The organism is Amycolatopsis acidicola, from assembly GCF_007713735.2.
Taxonomy (GTDB): domain Bacteria; phylum Actinomycetota; class Actinomycetes; order Mycobacteriales; family Pseudonocardiaceae; genus Amycolatopsis_E; species Amycolatopsis_E acidicola.
This window is the reverse complement of sequence record NZ_VMNW02000028.1, coordinates 48,716-68,760: the sequence shown is the minus strand read 5'-3', so window position 1 is coordinate 68,760 and position 20,045 is coordinate 48,716. Positions and strand designations below refer to the sequence as shown.

General features: G+C 70.0%; 22 protein-coding genes. 18 read left to right on the top strand and 4 right to left on the bottom strand.

Annotated features, from left to right (window positions below; all coding sequences use genetic code 11):
• The first annotated feature begins 46 nt into the window (after nt 1–46).
• Nucleotides 47–703 (top strand): maleylpyruvate isomerase N-terminal domain-containing protein, encoded by a 657-nt coding sequence (locus tag FPZ12_RS19945; RefSeq protein ID WP_144749730.1) that lies wholly within the window; start codon nt 47–49, stop codon nt 701–703.
• Between the two features lie 224 nt (nt 704–927).
• Here FPZ12_RS19945 and FPZ12_RS19940 read toward each other — a convergent pair whose 3' ends face one another.
• Both FPZ12_RS19940 and FPZ12_RS19935 read right to left on the bottom strand, forming a co-directional pair.
• Nucleotides 928–1,809: a MarR family winged helix-turn-helix transcriptional regulator gene (locus tag FPZ12_RS19940; RefSeq protein ID WP_144749732.1), complete on the bottom strand. Its 882-nt coding sequence runs from the start codon at nt 1,807–1,809 to the stop codon at nt 928–930.
• A 124-nt stretch (nt 1,810–1,933) separates the two neighbouring features.
• Nucleotides 1,934–2,248: a winged helix-turn-helix transcriptional regulator gene (locus tag FPZ12_RS19935; protein WP_144749734.1), complete on the bottom strand. Its 315-nt coding sequence runs from the start codon at nt 2,246–2,248 to the stop codon at nt 1,934–1,936.
• Between the two features lie 104 nt (nt 2,249–2,352).
• Here FPZ12_RS19935 and FPZ12_RS19930 point away from each other — a divergent pair, with 104 nt between their 5' ends.
• From FPZ12_RS19930 to FPZ12_RS19870, 13 genes are all read left to right on the top strand, one after another.
• On the top strand, nt 2,353–2,715 hold the full coding sequence (locus tag FPZ12_RS19930) for a DoxX family protein (RefSeq protein WP_144749736.1): 363 nt from the start codon (nt 2,353–2,355) through the stop codon (nt 2,713–2,715).
• Between the two features lie 89 nt (nt 2,716–2,804).
• Nucleotides 2,805–3,365 carry a hypothetical protein gene (locus tag FPZ12_RS46485; protein WP_243769924.1) on the top strand — a complete coding sequence of 187 codons (561 nt, stop codon included), beginning with the start codon at nt 2,805–2,807 and terminating at the stop codon, nt 3,363–3,365.
• A 104-nt stretch (nt 3,366–3,469) separates the two neighbouring features.
• The gene (locus FPZ12_RS19920; RefSeq protein ID WP_144749738.1) at nt 3,470–3,805 is read left to right on the top strand and encodes a type VII secretion target; all 336 of its coding nucleotides are present in this window, start codon (nt 3,470–3,472) and stop codon (nt 3,803–3,805) included.
• Entirely contained in the window at nt 3,802–5,436 is a 1,635-nt protein-coding gene (locus FPZ12_RS19915; protein ID WP_144749740.1) for a WXG100 family type VII secretion target, read from the top strand. Before FPZ12_RS19920 ends, FPZ12_RS19915 begins: the two co-directional genes overlap by 4 nt.
• A 161-nt stretch (nt 5,437–5,597) precedes the next feature.
• Nucleotides 5,598–6,548, top strand: coding sequence for an acyl-CoA desaturase (locus FPZ12_RS19910; RefSeq protein WP_144749742.1), 951 nt, complete (start codon nt 5,598–5,600; stop codon nt 6,546–6,548).
• An 11-nt stretch (nt 6,549–6,559) separates the two neighbouring features.
• Entirely contained in the window at nt 6,560–6,814 is a 255-nt protein-coding gene (locus FPZ12_RS19905) for an acyl carrier protein (RefSeq protein WP_144749744.1), read from the top strand.
• Nucleotides 6,811–7,656: an SAM-dependent methyltransferase gene (locus FPZ12_RS19900; RefSeq protein ID WP_144749746.1), complete on the top strand. Its 846-nt coding sequence runs from the start codon at nt 6,811–6,813 to the stop codon at nt 7,654–7,656. Before FPZ12_RS19905 ends, FPZ12_RS19900 begins: the two co-directional genes overlap by 4 nt.
• Nucleotides 7,653–8,828 carry a cytochrome P450 gene (locus tag FPZ12_RS19895; protein WP_243769923.1) on the top strand — a complete coding sequence of 392 codons (1,176 nt, stop codon included), beginning with the start codon at nt 7,653–7,655 and terminating at the stop codon, nt 8,826–8,828. The genes FPZ12_RS19900 and FPZ12_RS19895 overlap by 4 nt, the downstream gene beginning before the upstream one ends.
• Nucleotides 8,825–9,499, top strand: coding sequence for a thioesterase II family protein (locus tag FPZ12_RS19890; protein ID WP_208025918.1), 675 nt, complete (start codon nt 8,825–8,827; stop codon nt 9,497–9,499). The genes FPZ12_RS19895 and FPZ12_RS19890 overlap by 4 nt, the downstream gene beginning before the upstream one ends.
• A complete protein-coding gene (locus FPZ12_RS19885) occupies nt 9,496–11,118 on the top strand; it encodes a fatty acyl-AMP ligase (protein WP_144749748.1) in 1,623 nt (540 codons plus the stop codon). The genes FPZ12_RS19890 and FPZ12_RS19885 overlap by 4 nt, the downstream gene beginning before the upstream one ends.
• Before the next feature lie 4 nt (nt 11,119–11,122).
• Nucleotides 11,123–11,551, top strand: coding sequence for a PaaI family thioesterase (locus tag FPZ12_RS19880; protein WP_144749750.1), 429 nt, complete (start codon nt 11,123–11,125; stop codon nt 11,549–11,551).
• 1 nt (nt 11,552) lies between these two features.
• Nucleotides 11,553–12,353: an alpha/beta fold hydrolase gene (locus tag FPZ12_RS19875; protein ID WP_144749752.1), complete on the top strand. Its 801-nt coding sequence runs from the start codon at nt 11,553–11,555 to the stop codon at nt 12,351–12,353.
• Nucleotides 12,350–13,561: a cytochrome P450 gene (locus FPZ12_RS19870; RefSeq protein WP_208025917.1), complete on the top strand. Its 1,212-nt coding sequence runs from the start codon at nt 12,350–12,352 to the stop codon at nt 13,559–13,561. The genes FPZ12_RS19875 and FPZ12_RS19870 overlap by 4 nt, the downstream gene beginning before the upstream one ends.
• Here FPZ12_RS19870 and FPZ12_RS19865 read toward each other — a convergent pair.
• A complete protein-coding gene (locus FPZ12_RS19865; RefSeq protein ID WP_144749754.1) occupies nt 13,518–14,159 on the bottom strand; it encodes a TetR/AcrR family transcriptional regulator in 642 nt (213 codons plus the stop codon). The genes FPZ12_RS19870 and FPZ12_RS19865 overlap by 44 nt on opposite strands.
• A 62-nt stretch (nt 14,160–14,221) precedes the next feature.
• Here FPZ12_RS19865 and FPZ12_RS19860 point away from each other — a divergent pair, with 62 nt between their 5' ends.
• Nucleotides 14,222–15,670 (top strand): carboxylesterase/lipase family protein, encoded by a 1,449-nt coding sequence (locus FPZ12_RS19860; RefSeq protein ID WP_144749757.1) that lies wholly within the window; start codon nt 14,222–14,224, stop codon nt 15,668–15,670.
• A gap of 103 nt (nt 15,671–15,773) precedes the next feature.
• Here the strand turns inward: FPZ12_RS19860 and FPZ12_RS19855 are convergent, their stop codons facing one another.
• Nucleotides 15,774–16,577: a crotonase/enoyl-CoA hydratase family protein gene (locus tag FPZ12_RS19855; protein WP_144749759.1), complete on the bottom strand. Its 804-nt coding sequence runs from the start codon at nt 16,575–16,577 to the stop codon at nt 15,774–15,776.
• Nucleotides 16,578–16,662: 85 nt separating this feature from the next.
• On the opposite strand from FPZ12_RS19855, the gene FPZ12_RS19850 reads away from it, so the two are divergent.
• From FPZ12_RS19850 to FPZ12_RS19840, 3 genes are all read left to right on the top strand, one after another.
• Nucleotides 16,663–17,928, top strand: a complete 1,266-nt coding sequence (locus FPZ12_RS19850) for an acyl-CoA dehydrogenase family protein (RefSeq protein WP_144749761.1) — start codon at nt 16,663–16,665, stop codon at nt 17,926–17,928.
• A gap of 115 nt (nt 17,929–18,043) precedes the next feature.
• Nucleotides 18,044–18,658 (top strand): TetR/AcrR family transcriptional regulator, encoded by a 615-nt coding sequence (locus FPZ12_RS19845; protein ID WP_144749763.1) that lies wholly within the window; start codon nt 18,044–18,046, stop codon nt 18,656–18,658.
• A gap of 28 nt (nt 18,659–18,686) precedes the next feature.
• Complete coding sequence (locus FPZ12_RS19840) at nt 18,687–20,033, top strand: phosphotransferase family protein (RefSeq protein WP_144749765.1); 1,347 nt, start codon at nt 18,687–18,689, stop codon at nt 20,031–20,033.
• Nucleotides 20,034–20,045 lie beyond the last annotated feature (12 nt).

Below are 20,045 nucleotides of genomic sequence, written 5' to 3'. Positions count from 1 at the left end.
CGGTTGCGAGTGGACGGCGACGGCGAGACGCGGTTGTCTGGGGGGCGTGGATCTTTTCTCCCGCTCGTGGGCGGCGTTGCGCGCGGCCGTCGCCGGGCTCGCGGACGAGGACTTCGCGCGGCCGTCGGGGTGCGCGGGCTGGCTCGTCCGGGACCTGGTGTGCCACCTGGTCATCGACGCGCAGGACGTGCTGATCACCCTCGTGACCCCGTCCTCGGCGGAGCCGACGCGCGACGCCGTGACGTACTGGCAGGTGTCCGGAACGCCGCCGTCCGGCGACGACCCGCTCGACGCGCTGATCGTCCGGCTGGCCGCGGCCTACGAGGAGCCGGGGTTGCTGAAGTTCCACCTCGACGACGTCGGCTCCGCGGCCGGGCGCGCCGCCGAACTGGCCGACCCCGGTCTGCGGGTCAGCACGCAGGACATGGTGCTGACGGCGGGCGATTACCTCGGCGCGTATGTCCTGGAATGGACGCTGCACCACCTCGACCTGGTGACTTGTCTGCCGCACGCGCCCGGTCCGCCCGCGGACGGCCTGGCCAGGACACGCGAGATGGTGGAGCAGATCGCCGGTTCCCCTTTCCCAGCGTCCTTTTCTGACCGGGACGCGCTGCTGATCGCCACCGGGCGGCGGGTGCCGACCCAGGCCGAGCTGGCCGAACTCGGTGCACTGGCTGGGAAACTGCCGTTCGTGCTCGGCTAGTGTCTTGTGATCTTGTGGTCTTGACGCGCGGGTGTGTTTGCCTGCCAGGGCGCCGAGTTGGCCCGGGGCGTGGCCGAGTTGGCCCGGGGCGTGGCCGAGTTGGCCGACCGCTGTCGCCGTGGGCCAACTCAGCGATCGGACCGGCAAACTCGGTGACGCGGCGGGCAAACTCACCGACCGCACGGGCAAACACGACAACGTAAACCGGACAGCATCACGAGACACTAGCGGGGGAGTGTCTTCTCGAACCAGTGGTGCGCGTAGGGCTCGTCGTTGAACGGCTTGACCTCGCGGTAGCCGGCGGCGCGGTACAAGCCGATCGCCTCGCCCAGAGCGCGGTTGGTTTCCAGTCTCGCTTTCCGCGCGCCGCCCGCGGCCGCGTGGCTTTCCAGCTCCGTGAGCAGCCGGCGGCCGAGGCCGAGCCCGCGGACGGCCTGGGACACCCACATGCGCTTGAGGTAGACGAAACCGTTGTCCTGGAACAGGAATCCGCCGCAGCCGACCGGTTCGCCGTGGAGCGTCGCGACAAGGAACGCGCCCGCGGGCGGGGTCATCACGGCTTCGTCCGGGGTGAGGGAGCGGTCGTGCTCGAAGCCGTCGTCGAAGCGCTCGCCGATCTCCTCGAAGTACGCCGCCAGGCACGCCCGCGCGGCCGCGCTGCCCGGGTCGGTGACCGTGACCTCGACCGTCGAGGCGATCAGGAGGCGCTCGACCTCCGCCATCGCGGTGACCAGCCGGGCCCGCTGGTTTTCGCTGAGCGGGGCGAGGATCGACGCGGCCAGCTCGTCGGACCTGTTGTCGAGGGTGCGCCGTTCCGCGAGCCCCGCCTTCGTCAGGCGCGCCGTGCGAACTCGGCCGTCGCCGTCGCCGCGCGTCACGACGACGAGCGCGTCGTTCTCGAGCGCGCGGAGCAGGCGGGAGAGGTAGCCGGAGTCGACGTCCAGCCGCGCGCGCAGCTCGCGCACGTCGCACCCGTCCGGCCCGATTTCCCACAGCACCCGCGCCTGCCCGAGGGGGCGGTCGCGGGACAGATACGCGTCGTTGAGCACCCCGATGCGCTGCGTCACGGTGCGGTTGAACGCCCTGACCTGGCCGATGCTGTCCATTCCCTGACTTTAGTCAGAGAATGCGAAAAACGCCAGTACAGTCCACAGTGGACGGTGGCTAGCGGGCCTTCCGCGCGTCGTAATGCCGTTGGCTCTCGTCGATTTCCGGGTTGTGTTCGACGGCTCATTCGGCGAGCCGTACGGCCGGGTCGATCAGCGTGCGGCCGAGGCCGGTCAGTTCGTACTCCACCCGCGGCGGGACCTCGGCGTGCACGGTGCGGGAGACGAGCCCGTCCCGCTCCAGGTGGCGCAGCGTCAGCGACAGCATCCGTTGCGACACACCGGGAATCCGGTGCTGCAGCTCGGTGAACCGGAGCCGCTCCCGGTCCAGCGTCGCGATCACCAGCAGGGTCCACTTGTTGGCTATCCGGTCCAGGAGCCTCCGGATCGCGCGGCCGCCGTCGCCCCGGATCAGGCAGGTCCGCTCGTACCGCGACATGACCGCGCTCCCTTGTCGGTTGCTTACACCCGTGTTCCTTTTGTACCCGTCCCGATGGTGACTCATGATGGGTGTACTTACAAGTCGTAACCATTGGAGCTGCCATGGAGATCGCCTACTGGATCGTCGCCGCCCTGCTCGGCGTGGTCTACCTGTTCGCCGGCGGGAAGAAGGTGGCCCAGAGCCGGGAACAGCTCGCGCCGATGATGGGCTGGGTGGACACGATCCCGATGTGGGCGGTCCGGTGCATCGGCGTCGTGGAGATCCTCGGCGTGCTGGGCCTGGTGCTGCCGCCGGTGACCGGGGTCGCGCCCGCGCTCGCGCTGGTGTCCGCGATCGGGTTCGCCGTGCTGCAGGTACTCGCGGCCGGGCTGCACCTGTCGCGGCGTGAGGTGCGGGACGTCTGGCTGAACGGCGTCCTGCTCGTGCTCGCGGTCGTGGCGGCGTGGCTGGCCACTGTCTGGTGATCATGCCGGCCGGGCCGGAGCCGGTTGCGGAGGGTGATCGTGAACCGGTAGGACTACGACGATCGTTTTCGTCTGGGACAAGGAGAATCGTGAATCCGACTTTGCGGCGCCTGCCGTGGGCCGCCGGTGCGTTCGCCCTGCTGCTGGGGCTGGCGGGCTGCGGGAACGAGGCCAAGGTGGCGGGTCAGCCGGAGGCGGCGTCGTCGAGCGCGGCGGCGAGCACCTCGGCCGCGGTGCCGGACGGTGGCGCCAAAGCCCCTGGCGGGGCGGTGAAGACCTTCGTCACCAAGGTGCTGCAAGGGAAGTACACCGAAGCGTGCCAGGACGCCGCGCCCGTCGCCCCCGCGGGGCAGGACCCCGCGACGCTCTGCGCCGACCCGAAGATGACGAAGTCCTTGACGACACTGCACGACGCGTGGGCCAAGCCCGGGGTGAAACTGCCGCCGGAGGGGAAGGTCGAGGTCAGCGGCGTCACCGCGACCGGGGACAAGGTGACGGTGCCCGACACCGCGGTCACGGTGGACGGCAAGAGCCTCCACGATCTCGAGTTGATCGGCTCCACCGGGGACGTCAGCAGTTTCAAGCTGTCCTTGGAGACCACCAAGAAGGACGGGGCCTGGTACGTGTCCGACTGGAACATCGACCTGTGACCGTTGATCGTTTTCGCTTGCACAGGATGTGCCGGACCTGGAACCGTGCGTGCCGGGCGGGCGTCTCCCCGTCGTAGGGTCTGGTCCAAGCTGTGGACGGGAGCATGGTGGCAGGACAGGGATTCGAGGTGGATCCGGCCGAGCTGCGCAAGTTCAGCGACTACCTCAACGGCACCACGGCGCCGGCGGTCAAGGACGCCGCCGGCGCCGTGCACGACGCGAACGGATTCGACAACCAGGCGTTCGGGATCTTCCTGGCGCAGATCATGGCCGTGCCGGCGCGGATCGCGCTCGCGACCGTCGCCGGCAACCTGGACAAGGTTTCGGAGAACGTGACGGCGACGGCCGAGAGCACGAAGAAGAGCGCCGAGACCTACCAGAAACACGACGAAGACGTGCAGGGCAAGCTCGCCACCTTCAAGACGGAGCTGGGGCAATGACCGAACCGGGCACGGAATCCGGCGGCGGGAACGAACCGGTCGTCACACCGATCACCAACGCGAACTCGACCACCGGCGCCGGCGCCATCGACAGCTGGCACAGCGTCGCCACCTCCATCGACGAGATCAAGAACGCGCACGGCGCCGACGCCGCCGCGATCGGCGTCGAGATCGGCGTGACCATCGTCGGCGCCGTGGCCGACACGGCGGCGCTGATCCTCGACCCGCTGGCGAAACTGACCGCGGCGGGCCTCGGCTGGCTGATCGAGCACATCTCGTTCCTCAAGGAACCGCTCGACCAGCTCGCCGGGGACCCGGCGGAGATCAAGAAACTGGCCGAAACCCTGCACAAGACGGCGGAAACGCTGCGCAGCGCGGGGACGGACCTCGACTCCGCGCTGAAGTCCCACATCACGACGTGGAAGGGCGAGGGCTACGACGCCTTCAAGAAGGAGGTCGACACCCGCAAGGGCCAGATCGACGACGCCGGGCACTCGGTCGACGTGGCCGGGTACGTCGTCGAGACCACCATGGCGCTGGTCACGGCGGTGCGGTCGCTGATCCGCGACCTGATCACCACGGTGCTCGGCGACATCATCGCCACGATGCTCGTCGCGCTCGCGGCCGCGGTGTTCACCTTCGGCGCCTCGATCGTCACGGGTGTCGCCACGTGTGTCGCGCTCGCGGCGGCGCAGGCGATCTCGTTCGCGGCCAAGCTCGCCAAGCTCGCGGGCTTCAGCGGACGCGTCGTTGACCGGCTGGTGAAGCTGTCCGCCAGCATCAAGCCGCTGCCGAAGACGCGGCCCGGTTCGTCGCACGAGATGGCCGATCTCCCGGCGGGCGGCACGAACTCGACGGTGCACGACCCGCCGACGATGAGCGGCGGCGCGGGCCCGGGCAGTGAGCACGGTGGATCGGGGACGAGCACGCACGAGGACACGCCCGGCAGTTCCGGCAGCAGCACGCACGAGGACACGCCGAACAGCCCGGCGTCCCAGCACGACAAGGACGACCCGTTCGACACCTGGCTGGCCGCGGACAACCACTTCAACCCGCCGCGGGACGAGCACGGCCCGGGCAGCACCACCCCGCACGAGGACGCCCCCGCCAGTTCCGCGAGCAGTACGCACGAGGACACGCCCGGCAGCTCCGGAAGCAGCACCCACGAAGACACACCGGGCAGCACGCACGACGAGAGCACCAGCACCTCGGGCGACCACGCCGACACCGACACCACGCCCGCGCCCAAGCCGGCCGGATCGTCGGTGTTCAAGGACCAGGCGGCCAAGTTCATGCAGAAGCACGAAGCCTGGCTGCAGGGTGCGAGCTGGCAGAAGGTCAAGTGGGTCGAGGAGCAGTTCAAGAACAACGAGAAGCTCAAGCCCTACTACCCGGTCATCAAGTCGATGGCCGATGCCAAGAGCAGCAAGAACTTCGTGGGCTGGGTCGGCAAGGACATCGTGAACGTGGACAAGGCGCTCACCGATATCCAGATGCAGGCGGATCAGGCCTGGTCGGATTCCGGCGACCAGTGGCGGCAGGAGCATCCGGACCCGGCGGCCGAAGATCCGAACGCCGGGGATCCGAACGCGGGGCAACAGGATCCGAACGCCCCGGAGAAGCAAGCCTGAAATCCTGACGAAGAAACCGCCGTCCACGCTCCGCGCGGGCGGCGGTTTTCCGTTGCGCGGCAAGATCAATGCCCCGATTGGCAAGCGCTATGGACGCGGCCGCCCCGGCCGTGGTGACGGAGGATTTGCCCGTCCACCACCGCGTGAAGGGGCAGCCGATCATGACGGAGCAAGCGGTCCGGCCGGAGCCGCGCAGGAAGGTGATCAGCAACCCGTATCTGTACCGGTTGCAGCGCAGGCATTTCCTCCTCTTCGACATCCTCCCGATCATCGGCACCGTGGGCGCGCTGGCGTTCCTCGCGGTGTATCCGTTCGGGCTGACCGAACTGACGCTGCTGCTGTCGATGTGGCTCCTGACCGGCCTCGGCGTGACAGTCGGGTATCACCGGCTGTTCACCCACCGCACGTTCAAGGCGGCGCGGCCGGTCGTCGCGGTGCTCGCCGTGCTGGGCTCGATGGCGGGGCAGGGCGGCGTGACCTCGTGGGTCGCGCTGCACCGGCGGCACCACGAGTGCAGTGACCGCGAGGGCGACCCGCATTCGCCCAACCTGTCCGGCGGCGGGGTCAAGGGCAGGCTGAAAGGACTGGCACATTCCCATTTCCTGTGGATGCGCCGCCACGAGTACCCGAACATCGCGCACTACGCCCCGGACCTGCTGAAGGACCGGATGCTGCTGAAGATCGCCCGCCTTTACCACTACTGGGTGCTGCTCGGGCTGGCGATCCCGGCGCTGGTCGGCGGCCTGGTCTCGATGAGCTGGGCGGGCGCGGTGAGCGGCCTGTGCTGGGGCGGGTTCGTGCGGATCTTCGTGCTGGAGCACATCGTGTGGGCGATCAACTCGTTCCTGCACATGTTCGGCACCCGCCCGTACCGCTCGCGCGAGAACTCCCGCAACGGCGGCGTTTTCGCGCTGATCACGCTGGGCGAGTCCTGGCACAACAACCACCACGCGTTCCCCGAGTCGCCCTCGTTCGGGCTGGAGTGGTACCGGCTCGACCCCGGGTTCTGGCTGGTCCGCGCGCTGGCGGCGGCCGGGCTCGCCTGGGATCTCAAGGTGCCCACCGAAGAGCGCAAGCAGTCCCTGCGCATCGTGAAAACCCCTGCGGCGTAAGGAAAGATGACGTGGACACGACCAAGGACGCGATCGTCGGCTGGTGCCGGGAGTACCTCGCCGACCTGCTCGGCACCCCGGTCGCGGCGATCGACCCGGCCGCCGACTTCGACCGGCTCGGCATCGACTCGGCGGTCGCCGTGTCACTGCTGATGGCGGTGGAGGAGCGGTACGGGGTCGACCTCCCGCCGGAGGCGCTGTTCGAGAACCCGAACCTCGACGCGGTGGCCGACTACCTGCGCGCCCGGTCCGCGGCCCGACGATGAGCACCGACGCCGCGGCCGCGATCCGCCACCACTACGACGTTTCCTCCGAGTTCTACAAGCTGTGGCTGGACGATTCGCTCACCTACTCGTGCGCGCGCCGTGGCAGCCAGGCCGACACGCTCGCGCAGGCGCAGGAGAACAAGCTGCGCTATCACCTCGACGCGGTCGGCGCCGCGAACGCGGGCAGCGTACTGGACATCGGCTGTGGCTGGGGCTCGATCCTCGCCCGGCTGCCCGGCGCCTGCCGGGGCGTGGGCCTGACGCTCAGCGACGAGCAGGCGGCCTACATCGCGCGTCACCAGCCCGCCGCCGAAGTCCGCGTGGAGAACTGGACGGACTACGAGCCCGGCGCCCGGTTCGACGGCATCATCTCCATCGGCGCCTTCGAGCACTTCGCGACCCCGGCCGACTCGCCGGAGCGGAAAGTCCGGCGGTACCGCGATTTCTTCACCCGCTGCCGGGACTGGCTCACGAGCAGCGGCGCCCTCTCGCTGCAGACGATCGCGTACGCGGACATGTCGCGTGAGGACGCCAGCGCGTTCATGCAACAGGAGATCTTCCCCGGCGCCGACCTCCCGACGCTCGCGGAGATCACCACCGCCGCCGACCGCGTGTTCGAGGTCCAGTCGCTCGAAAACGGGCGGCTGGACTACGCGTGGACGTGCGCGCAGTGGGCGCGGCGGCTGCGTGCCCGGCGCCCCGAGGCCGTCCAGTTGGTGGGGCCCGAGGTCGTCGCACGGTACGAGCGCTACCTGAAGATGTCGGCGCTGGGCTTCGGGCTCGGCAAGATTGCCTTGTACCGCCTGGTGTTGCGGCCGTCGGCGAGCGGGTGGACCTCGTGACCGTGCGGTTCAACCCGTTCAGCGCGGAGTTCCGGCGGGACCCGTACCCGTTGTACCGGCAGCTGCGCGAAACCCGTCCGGTGCACCGGTCGCTCGGCACGTGGGTGCTGACCCGGCACGCCGACGTACGAACTGTGTTGCACGACCGCAGTTTCAGCGCCGGGCTCATCCCGCGGCTGGTGAGCGAGCAGGCGCGCCGGCTCTCGGGCGAGAACGTCCCGCGCATCGAACGGCTGGGCCGCAAGTCGCTGGTGTTCACCGACAACCCGGATCACGCGCGGTTGCGCGGGCTGGTGAACCGGGCGTTCACCGCGCCCACGATCGCGAAACTCCGGCCCGTCGTGGAGAAAACCGCTTTGCGGCTGGCGGAAAGCGCGGCCCGGAACGGCGGGATGGACGTGATCGCCGAGTTCGCCGCGCCGCTGCCGGTCGCCGTGCTGTCCGAGTGGATGGCACTGCCCGACACCCTGCGAGAAAACGTCGGCCGGTGGACGCACGACATCCGCTTCCTGCTCGAACCGGGGCTGATGAAGGGCGCGGACTTCGCCCGTGTGGCCGAAGTGGTCGACCGGTTCGCGGCCGCGCTCGACGACGTGGTCCAGGCGCGGCGGGAACAACCGGGGGAAGACCTGATCAGCCGGCTGCTCGCGAGCGGGGACAGGCTTTCCGGCGAGGAACTCGTGTTCGTCTGCATGATGTGTTTCGTGGCGGGCAACGAGACCACGAAATCGTTGATCGGCAACGGAAGTCTTGCGTTCCTGCGGCACGGTATCCCGCCGGGAGCGGGCGCTGTCGGCGAGGCCCTGCGCTACGACAGCCCGCTCCAGCTCACGAAACGCCTCGCCACCCGCGACGTCGAAATCGGCGGCGAGACGATCCGCGCGGGCGACCAGGTGCTGCTGTGCCTGGGCGCCGCCAACCGCGACCCCGGGGTGTTCGCCGACCCCGACCGCTTCGACCCCGCACGCGACACGACCGGGCACCTGGCTTTCGGGCACGGGATGCACGGCTGCCTGGGCGGGCTCCTCGCGGAGCTGCAGGCGGAGGTCGCGTTCGAAACCCTGTCCGGATACCGGCTTTCGCTGCGGGACGAAGAGCTCGAATGGCAGGACCAGAGCTTCATCGTGCGCGGCCTGAAACGGCTTCCCGTCACCGTGGGGAGCGCCCGGTGACCCTGCGCCTGCTCTGTTTCCCGCACGCGGGGGCCGGGGCGTCGTCGTTCGCCCGCTGGCCCGGCCTGTTCCCCGAGTCGATCACGCTGGACCGGATCCGGCTCCCCGGCAGGGAAGAAGCCGCGGCCGAACCGCCGCTGCGTCGAGTGGGCGACGCCGTCGCGTTCGTCCTGCCACGGATTCGCCCCGGCGAGCGCGTGGCGCTCTACGGGCACAGCATGGGCGCGCTCGTCGCGTTCGAACTGGCCAGGGCGCTGACCGCCGCCGGAACCGAGCCCGTGCATCTGTTCGTCTCGGGCCGGCGCGCGCCACACCTGCCCGCGCGCAGGGCCCCGATCCACCGCCTGCCCGACGAGGAGTTCCTCACCGCGCTCGCCGACATGGGCGGCCCGATCGGCCCGAGCCCGTCGTGGCGCCGGTACGCGACCCGGCTGACCCGGGCCGACCTGGAGCTGTCCGAGGAGTACCACTACCTTCCGGTTCCTCGATTGCGTTGCCCTGTCACGGTTTTCCACGGCAACGAGGATCCGCTCGTCACTGTCGGCGAGGCGCAGGCCTGGAAAGAACTGACCGACAGCGAGTTCGCGATCCACCCGCTGCCGGGCGACCACTTCTTCCACCACCGTCATCGCGTGACGCTGGCGGCGACGATGACCGGAGCGCTGCCGTGAAGCTGCTTCCCGAAATCCTCCGCACCCGCGAGCCCGGCAAGATCGCCTACACCTTCCTGAACGAGGAGGGTGAGGAGACGGCGTCCCTCACCTACGGCGAACTGCACGCGCGCGCCGCTTCCGTGGCCGCCGAACTCAGCCGGACCTGCGAGCCCGGCGATCGGGCGCTGCTGGTGTTCCCGCAGTGCCCGGAATTCATCATCGCCTACTTCGGGTGCCTGTACGCCCAGCTGATCGCCGTGCCGGTGAACCCGCCGCGCCGTACCGGGATCCAGGACGCCACCCGCGCGATCGTGCAGGACTGCGAGCCGGCCGCGGTGCTCACCGTGTCGTCGATGGCGGGACTGAAGTCCACAGTGGAGCAGCTCGTGGGAAGTCCACAGTGGATCGCCGTGGACGAAGTGCCCGAGGCGGGGTTCGAGCCACTCCCGGTGACCGGGGAAACCCTGGCTTTCCTGCAGTACACCTCCGGATCCACCTCGGCGCCCAAGGGTGTCATGGTGTCGCATGGGAACCTGGTCGCGAACCAGGAGATGATCCGCCACGGGTTCGGCCACGACGAGCACTCGACGGTGGTCGGCTGGGCGCCGTTCTTCCACGACCAGGGCCTCATCGGCAACGTGCTGCAGCCGCTCTACGTGGGCGCGACCGCGATCCTCCTGTCGCCGATGGCTTTCATCCGCCGCCCGCTGCTGTGGCTGGAGACCATCTCCCGCTATCGCGCGCACACGAGCGGCGGGCCGAACTTCGCGTTCGATGCCTGCGTCGCGGCCGCCAGGGGTGGAGTTCCTGACATCGAGCTGAACGCCTGGCGAGTCGCGTTCAACGGCGCCGAGCCGATCCTGCCCGCGACTTTGGACCGGTTCGCCCGCACCTTCGGCCCTCACGGCTTCGACGAGAAAGCGCTTTACCCGTGCTACGGCCTCGCGGAGGCGACCCTGATCGTCACCGGCAGCAGGAAGGATCGCGGCCCGCGCACGGCCGAAGTCGACGCCGATGAGCTCGCTCAAGGGCGGTTCGTGGAGAGCCCGGGCGGGCGGATACTGGCTGGTTCCGGGACCGTGCTGCCGGGGGAGGAGCTGCGGATCGTGCATCCGGAGACACGGAAACCCTGTGCGGCGGGTGAAATCGGCGAGATCGTGGTCCGGGGCGGGCACGTTGCGCGGGGCTATTGGAAAAAGCCCGATGCGGAGGCCTTCGCCGGCGGCTACCTGCACACGGGCGATCTCGGCGTGCTCGCCGACGACGAGCTGTACGTCGTGGGCAGGCTGAAGGATCTGATGATCATCCGGGGCCGGAACCACTACCCGCAGGATCTCGAGCACACCGCGCAGCACGCCCATCCCGCCGCCAGGCCAGGCGGGAGCGCCGCGTTCACCGAAGGCGGGAAACCCGTGCTGGTGCAGGAGATCCGGCGTGAACACCGGCTGGACGCCGACGAGCTGGAGGTGACCGGGGCGATCCGGGCCGCGGTGCTCGCCGAGCACGGGATCTCCCTCGGCGACGTGGTGCTGGTGCGGGCCGGGCAGCTGGGGAAGACGAGCAGCGGCAAGATCATGCGGGCCGCGGCGAGGAAGCGCTATCTGGACGGCGGATTCGCCCGTCACCGAAAGGACTGAGCCGATGGAAGCCGCGAACCCCGAGTACGCCGAGGCCGTGCGGGCGGTCGTGCTGAGTATGCCCGCCGCGAAGCATCTCGGCTTCACTTTCGGCCGGATCGGGCCCGGTGAGGTGGAGATCGTCCAGCCGCGCCGGCCGGAACTGACCGAGCACAACGGGTTCTTCCAGGGCAGCATCCTCGGCGCGCTCGCGGACTTCGCCGGTGGCTCGGCCGCGGGCACGCTGCTTCCCGCCGGGTGGGTCAACATGACGATCGACTACACGGTCAAGATCCTCGCGCCGGCCAAGGGGGAGCAGGTCATCGCGCGCGGGCGCGTGGTCAAGGCGGGCCGCACGACGACCGTCGCGGCGGCCGATCTGTATGCCGTGGACGGCGGGGAAGAGAGCCTCGTGGTGACCGCGCTGGTGACCATGCGCAACCTCAAGGTCTGACGTGCCGTCGATCGAGGTGAACGGCGCGGCGCTCGCGTACACCGATACCGGTCCGCGCGGGGCGCCGGCCGTCCTCTTCGGACACGGATTGCTGTTCGGTGGCTGGATGTTCGGCCCGCAGGTCGAAGCGCTGAGCGACCGGTTCCGGTGCGTGACGATCGACTGGCGCGGCCAGGGCGACAGCCCGCCCGCGCGCGGCGGGTACGACATGGACACGTTGACAGGCGACGCCGTCGCGCTGATCGACGCGCTCGGGCTCGCGCCGGTGCACTGGGTCGGGCTGTCGATGGGCGGGTTCGTCGGGCAGCGGATCGCGGTCCGGCACGGCGAACTGCTGCGCACACTGACTTTGCTGGACACCAGCGCCGAAGCGGAGGACCCGGCGAAGGCGCATGACTACAAGCTCCTCGCGCTCGTCCAGCGGGTGTTCGGGATCCGGCCCGTGCTGGGCAGGGTGACGCCGCTGCTGTTCGGCCCCGGCGCCCCGGCCGACGCCGTGGGGGAGTGGCGCCGCCGTATCGCGCGGGCGAACCGTGCGGCGCTGCGGCAGGCGGTGCTCGGCGTCGCGAACCGGAAAGCGGTGACGCACGAACTCGGCCGCATCACAGTGCCGGCACTCGTGGTGGCCGGTGCCGAAGACCGGGCGATACCGCCGGCGGAATCGGCGCGTATGGCGGACGGGATCGCGGGCGCGCGCCTGGAGGTGGTGGAGAACTGCGGCCACAGCTCCACCCTCGAACAGCCCGCCGAGATCGTCCGCCTGCTGACCACTTTCCTGGAGCGACCGGAGGAGTCCCGGTGACCACGACCGGCTACGTGTTCGACCCCTTTGCCGACGGGTTCGCCGAGGATCCGTACCCGCACTACGCGGAACTCCGCGAGAAGGCGCCCGCGTACCACCATCCGCTCGGTTTCTGGTTGTTGTCGCGCTACGAGGACGTGGCGCTGTTCCAGCGCGCGGCGCATTCCGTCGACGACAGGTATCTGACGCACGTGCCCGAGTGGAAACGCGATTCCGGCGTGCCGCTGAAGGAAAACCGGCCGATGCGCGGACTGTCCATGGTGGACCAGGACCCGCCGGACCACACCCGGCTCCGCCGTCTCGTCTCGCAGGCTTTCACGCGCCGGGCGGTCGAGGGGTTGCAGCCGCGGCTCGAAACGCTCGTCGACGAGGCGCTCGAGCGAATCGCCTGCACCGGGCGCGTCGATCTGGTGCCGGAGCTGGCTTTCCCGATTCCGTTCACGATGATCTCGGAGCTGCTGGGCGTGCCCGCGGTGGCGCACGCCCGGCTCCGCGAGCTGACCGGCACGCTCGTCCGCTTCCTCGAACCGCTGTCCTCGCCCGCGCTGCTCGCCGAAATCCGCGCGGCCGACAGTGAACTGACCGAGATCACCCGCGACCTGATCGGCCACAAGCGGCGGCACCCCGGCGAAGACCTGATCACCGGCCTGATCGAGGCCCGGCACGAGGACGACGCGCTGACCGAAGAGGAGCTGGTCGCGCAGGTCATGTTCCTCTACATCGCGGGCCACGAGACGACAGTGAACTTCCTCGCGAACGGAATCCTCGCGCTGGCAAGGAATCCCGGGCAGGCGGAACTGCTGCGGCAGCGCCCGGAGCTCGCGGGCGTGGCCGTGGAGGAGCTGATCCGGTACGAGACTTCGGTGCACCTGATGCGGAGGATCACCCGGGAACCGCTGGTGCTGCACGGAATCGAGATCCCGGCCGGGAGTCACGTGGTCGGCTGCCTCGCCGCGGCGAACCGGGACCCGGACTTCTGGGGCGCGGACGCGGACCAGCTCCGTCTCGAACGGCCGGACGCCCACCAGAACCTGTCGTTCGGGGCGGGCGTGCACCACTGCCTCGGCGCGGTGCTCGCCCGCCTGGAGGCGCGGACGGTGTTTCCCCGCTTCGTGCGGCGCTTTCCGGACGTCGTGGTGGATGAGGTGCGGTGGAATGGCCGGATCAACGTCCGCGGGCCGGAGGCGCTGCTGGTGTCGGTGCGCTGACGCTTCGGCTGAACAGCCGATCGAGGTGCTGATCGATCGCGGCCAGTGCCTCCCGGGGTGAGATCACGGTGAGCTCGAGGAGCGGGGTCAGGCCGGTGAGTGCCAGGAGCAGCGTGGTCTCCGTCACCGGGTCGCGGTCCGCGCTGACGTGACCCTCCTTGATCGCCTGGCGGACGATCCGCTTGACGAGATCGCGGCCGTGCTTCAGCCCGTCGCGCGCTCGCGTGTGGATGTTCGCGTCGTGCAAGGCTTCCAGGACGTAGGCGGCGCTCATCCGGCTCGTCGCGCGGGCGTCGTCGTGCAGCGGGAGCATCTCCACCAGCATCGCCCGGAGCATGTCACGAGGATGCGGCGGGTCGCCGAGTTTCCCGACGCTCGCGGCCACCCGCTGTGACGTCTGTTCCGACGCGAAGTCCATCGCGAACACCAGCATCTCCGCGCGCGTGGCGAAGTAGTGTTGCACCGCGCCGTGCGAGATGCCCGCCTCCTCGGCGACTTCGCGGACGCTCGCGTGCGCCATGCCGCGTTGTTCCACCACGCGCCACAGCGCCCGGGCGATCGCTTCACGGCGTTCGCGGTGATCCACCTGTTTGGGCATCCCGGCCTTCCCTTGTTCTCATACGGTTGACATATTACAAGTGACCGGTAAAAAGGGGAAGCATGGGAGGACATCCGAAAGCACGCACCGCGGAGGGGCTCGTCGAAGGGCGCTGGCACGGGGAGCGCGCGGTGTTCCGCGGCATCTCCTACGCGCGGCCACCGGTCGGGCCGCTGCGTTTCCAGGCGCCCACCCCGGTCGAGGGATGGGAGGGCGCGAGGCAGGCGACCGGGTTCGGCCCCGTGGTCCCGCAGGCGGGGCCGACCGCCGAGGTCTCGGCCGGGGATGACTGGCTCACCCTCAACGTCAGCACTCCGGCCGTGGGGTCGGCCGGGCTGCCCGTGCTGGTGTGGATCCACGGCGGGGCCTACATCGCCGGCACCTCCAGCGATCCCATGTACGACCCGGCCGCCCTGACCAGCGCGGGCCTCGTCGTGGTCAGCGTCAACTACCGCGTAGCCGCCGAGGGCTTCGCGCTCATCGAAGGCGCCCCGGCGAATCGCGGGTTCCTGGACCAGGTCTCGGCTCTGGAGTGGGTGCAGCGCAACATCGCCGTATTCGGCGGAGATCCCGACCAGGTCACGGTCGCCGGACAGTCGGCGGGCGCGGGGTCGATCGCGGCCCTGCTGACGAGGAAGCGCAGGTTGTTCCGCCGGGCCATCGCGCACTCGGTGCCGGGGTACCTGTGCACTCGCGCGCTGGCGGAAGAAGTCGCCGCGGCGCTCGCGGGCCGGGTCGGCGTGACGCCCGATGTCGAAGCCCTGTCCGGCATAGACCCCGCGCGCCTGGCCACCGAGCTCACGGCCTTGAGCGCGGAGGTTCCCGGCCGGTGGGGCAGGCTCGCGCAGGCCGGTGTCCCCGTGTGCCCTGTCATCGACGGCGAGGAAACGCCGTGGAGAGCGCTTTGCGGCCAGGCGGCCGAGGGGACCGAACTCCTCGTCGGCCACACGCGGGACGAGTTCCGGCTGTTCAGCGTCATGATGGGGAGGCTGGGCACGTTCACCGAGGACGACGCTCGAACGGCGCTGGAGTTCTTCGCTCCGAGCCCCGGCGCCTACCGTGCCGCGTATCCCGAAGCGACGCCCGAAGAGCTGGTCGAACTGGTGTACTCCGACGCGCTCTTCCGGATGCCGTCACTGAAACTGGCCGAAGCGAATGAAGCGGCGGGCGGCACGTCGTACCTGTTCGAGCTGCGGCTGACGGCCGGCGAAGTCCTGCGCGCCTGCCACAGCCTCGACGTCCCCTTGGCGTTCGGCACACTGGGCACGCCGGCCGGCCGTCAGCTCTTCGGTGACGTGCCGTCGGCGGAAGTGCTGGCGGTGTCCCGGGAACTGCAACGAGCGTGGGTTCGCTTCGCCACGACCGGCGATCCGGGATGGCCCGCCTACGGGGCCGGGCAGCGGCTCACGCGAGTGCTCGATGCCGAATCGAAGACCTTGCCCTATCCGGAGGAAGCCTCGCGCCGGATCTGGACGGGACACGAACCGGAACCCTTCGAGCTCACTCCCTGATGGACTGACCTCAGCCGTAGACGGTGAGCCAGCTGGAGCGGCCGGAAACGTTGCTACGGGGCTGAACTGGTACTTCAAGCGCGCCGCGCCGGCCGGGCGAACGCTAGTCCTCGAACACGGGGGTCCGCTTTTCGAACGACGCGGTGACCGCTTCGACCTGGTTCGGGCTGCCGATGAGCGCCTTGACCTCCGTCTGCTCCGCCGCGAACCCCTCGGCCAGCTCCACCCGCCCCGCCAGGTCCAGCAGCCGCTTCGCCGCGCGGACGGTGTGCGGGTTCTTCCCCGCGATCTCCCTCGCCAGCGCCAGGGCCGCGGCGACGGGATCGGCGTCCGCCCTGGTGGCGAGGCCGAGCGCGACCGCCTCGTCGCCGCTGATCACCCGGCCGGTGAACGTCAGCTCCTTCGCCACGTCCCGGCCGACGAGCTCGGGCAGCAGCTGCGTGCCGGTCATGTCCGGGATCAGCCCCCACTTGACCTCCAGCACCGACAGCCGCGCGTCCGGCGTGACGATCCGGATGTCGGCACCCAGCGCCACCTGCAGCCCGCCGCCGAGCGCGTGGCCCCGGATGGCGGCGATGACCGGCGCCGGGATCTCAGCCCACACGTACGCCGCGCGCTGGCCCGTCGCCTTCGCGGGACCTTCGGCGACCTGGTCCGGCTCCAGCGCCGGGCGTGTTTCGTTCGAGGCGATCGCGCGGAACGAGCCGAAGTCCAGGCCCGCGCAGAAATCCGGCCCTTCACCGGAAAGGACGACGGCGCGCACGCCGGGCTCGTTCTTGAGCCGCTCGCCCGTCTCGATCAGGCCCGCGAACATGCCCGGATCGAGCGCGTTGCGCTTTTCCGGCCGGGACAGCCGCACGTCGGCCACCCCGTCCTCGATCGTGAGACTCACCCGCTGCTCGCCCATGAGCGCATCCTTCCGCCGTCCACGGCCTCTTCCCTTTGCGCCACCCGGGATGTCATCCTAGCTGAACGATCGTTAAGGAGGCGTCGTGGATTTCGGACTTCCCGCCGAGCTGACCGCCCGGCTCGCCGCTCTGGACGAGTTCATCGAGCGCGAGATCGTCCCGCTGCAGCAGCAGGACGACAACGAGCGGTTCTTCGACCACCGCCGGGAATACGCGCGCACCGACTTCGAAAACGGTGGCGTGCCGAGGCGCGAGTGGGAAGAGCTGCTGGGCGAGATGTTCCGGCGCGCCGACGCGGCGGGCTGGCTGCGCTACGGGCTGCCGAAGGAGGTCGGCGGCTCGGACGGCGGAAACCTCGACATGGCCGTCATCCGCGAGCACCTGGCCGCGAAGGGCCTCGGTTTGCACAACGACCTGCAGAACGAATCCTCGGTGGTCGGGAATTTCCCGTTCGTGCACATGATGCTCGAGTACGGGACGCCCGGGCAGCGCGAGGAGTTCCTCGAACCGATGCTCACGCACACCAAGCGGATCGGGTTCGGGCTGACCGAGCCGGAGCACGGCAGCGACGCGACGTGGATGGAGACCACCGCGGTCCGCGACGGCGGGGACTGGATCCTCAACGGCGCCAAGCGGTTCAACTCCGGGATGCATTCGGCCACGCACGACGTCGTGTTCGCCCGCACCTCGGGCGAGCCGGGCGACGCGCACGGGATCACGGCGTTCATCACGCCCACCGACACGCCCGGGTTCTCCGTCGACTTCCACTGGTGGACCTTCAACATGCCCACCGACCACGCGGAGGTCACGCTGCGCGACGTGCGCGTGCCCGGGTCCACCGTGTTCGGTGAAGTGGGCGAGGGGCTCGCGGTGGCGCAGACCTTCGTGCACGAGAACCGGATCCGCCAGGCCGCGTCCGGGGTCGGCGCGGCGCAGTACTGCATCGACCAGAGCGTCGAATTCGCCAGGCAGCGCAAGACCTTCGGGCAGCCGCTGGCCACCCGGCAGGCGATCCAGTGGCCGCTGGTGGAGCTGCAGACCGAGGCGGAGATGGTGCGCTGGCTGGTCCGCAAGACCGCGTGGGAGCTGGACCGGGTGCCGCACCTGGAGATCAGCGACAAGGTCTCGATGTGCAACTACCGGGCGAACCGGCTGGTGTGCGACGCCGCCGACCGCGCGATCCAGGTGCACGGCGGGATCGGCTACACCCGGCACAAGCCGTTCGAGCACATCTACCGCCACCACCGCCGCTACCGGATCACCGAGGGCGCGGAGGAGGTGCAGATGCGCAAGGTCGCCGGCTACCTGTTCGGGTTCGCCGGCCCGCGCAAGCGGCGCCTCGGCGACTGAACGGCCGATCAGGGGAGGAGCACGATGGGTGAAGATCCGCCGGACCGGGGTGTATCGTGGCGTGCCCCGGTGGCAGGGTCCTCCTCTGTCCACACTGGACCCAGGCGGAGGTGGCGTGGACTTGGCGGAAGGTGCCGGACGGCGGGCGGAGGAGGCCGCCTCGCCGGGCGAGGAGACGATCCTGCGCGCCGCGATAGCGGTGATGGCCGAGCACGGCTACCACGGCACGTCGGTGCGGGACATCGCCGAGGAGGCCGGGTTCAGCGCTTCGGCGCTGTACCACCATTTCGAGTCGAAACAGGACGTGCTCGCCACGATCATGGAGCGGGGCATCAAGCAGCTCCTCCTGAGCACCCGCACCGCGCTCGCGGGAGCGGGCGAGGACCCGGTGGACCAGCTGTCGGCGCTGGTGTCGGTGCAGATCCTGTTCCACCTGCAGGACCAGCGCGGCACGCTGCTGGGCACGAGCGAGGTGCGGGCGCTGGAGGAGCCGGTGCGCGGCAGGCATCTGGCGAAACGGCGGCAGCAGCAGCGGATGTTCGACCAGGTCGTGCGGCGTGGGGTGGAGCAGGGCGTGTTCACCACCTCGCTGCCGCTGGAGGCGTCGCGGGCGATCGTCGTGATGTGCACGGGGGTCGCGAGCTGGTTCTCTCCGCGGTCCCGCGTGAGCAGGGAGCAGATCGTCGAGCGGTACCAGCGCCTGGCGCTGGACATGGTCGGCGCGCCCTAGTTTCCCGGCGCCACAAGGAGTCCGGGCGATGACCGGGCTCGACGCGCGGCTCTCGGCCCGGCTGACCGGGGTGTCCGGAAAACCCGTCGAGGTGGCGAACCTGCACCGGCTCACGGGTGGGGCGAGCCGGGAGACGTGGTCCTTCACGGCCCGGTCGGCGGGGGACGAACGGCGCCTGGTGCTGCGCCGTGATCCGCCGGGTGCCGGGCGTCCCGAGGGGATGGCGTTGGAGGCGAAGGCGATCGCCGCGGCCGGGCGCGCCGGGGTGGCCGTACCGCGGCTGGTCGACGCGGACACGGACCCGGCGGTCGTCGGCTCGCCGTACCTGATCACCGAGCACGTCGACGGCGAGACCATCGCGCGGCGGCTGTTGCGGGACGAGCAGTACGCGCCGGTGAGAAAGGGCCTGGCCGCGGAACTGGGGCGCACGCTCGCCAGGATCCACGCCATCCCGGTGCGCGAGGTGCCCGGACTGTCCACTTACGACCCGCTGGAAACGCTGCGCGAGAACTATGACGCGCTCGGCGAACCGTTGCCGACCGTCGAGATCGGACTCCGCTGGCTGGCGCTGCACCGGCCGCCCGAAGTGCCGGAAACGGTGGTGCACGGGGATTTCCGCACCGGAAACCTGATCGTCGCGCCCTCGGGCCTGCGCGCGGTGCTCGACTGGGAGTCGGTCCACGCCGGGGACCCGCGGGAGGATCTCGGCTGGCTGTGCGTGAAGTGCTGGCGGTTCGGCTCGCCGCTGCCCGCAGGCGGTTTCGGCACCGTCGAAGAACTTCTTGACGGCTACGCGGAGGTCGCGGGTGAGCGCCCGGATGCGGAAGCCGTGCGCTGGTGGCAGCTCTACGGCACCACGCGGTGGACCGTGGGCTGCCGGGCGATGGCCGAGCGGCATCTGTCCGGCGAGACGCCTTCGGTGGAGCTGGCGGCGGTCGGCAGGCGAGTGTGCGAGCAGGAGCACGACCTCCTCCTCGAACTCGGGCTGCCGGCGGAAAAACGCGAGCCCGGCCCGTGCGCGCCGGGCTCGGATCTGCACGGGCGGCCCACCACAGCCGAACTGGTCGCGGCGGTGGCGGCGTTCCTCCGCGAAGACGTGATGGCCGGGACCGAAGGGAGGCTGAACTTTCTCGCCCGGGTCGCGGCGAACACGCTCGACGGCGTCGAACGCGAGCTGCGGCTCGGCCCTGAACAAGAGCAGCGGCACCGCGAACGGCTCGCCACGCTGGGGCAGGTCGATCAGGCCGGGCTCGCCGCCGCGATCCGGTCCGGCGCCGTCGACGCGGAGGACCCGGCGCTGCTCGAAGTCGTGCGGGCGGCGGTGACCGACCGGCTCGCCGTCGCCAACCCGCGTTATCTGTCCGAAGACACCTGACGGCGAACACCC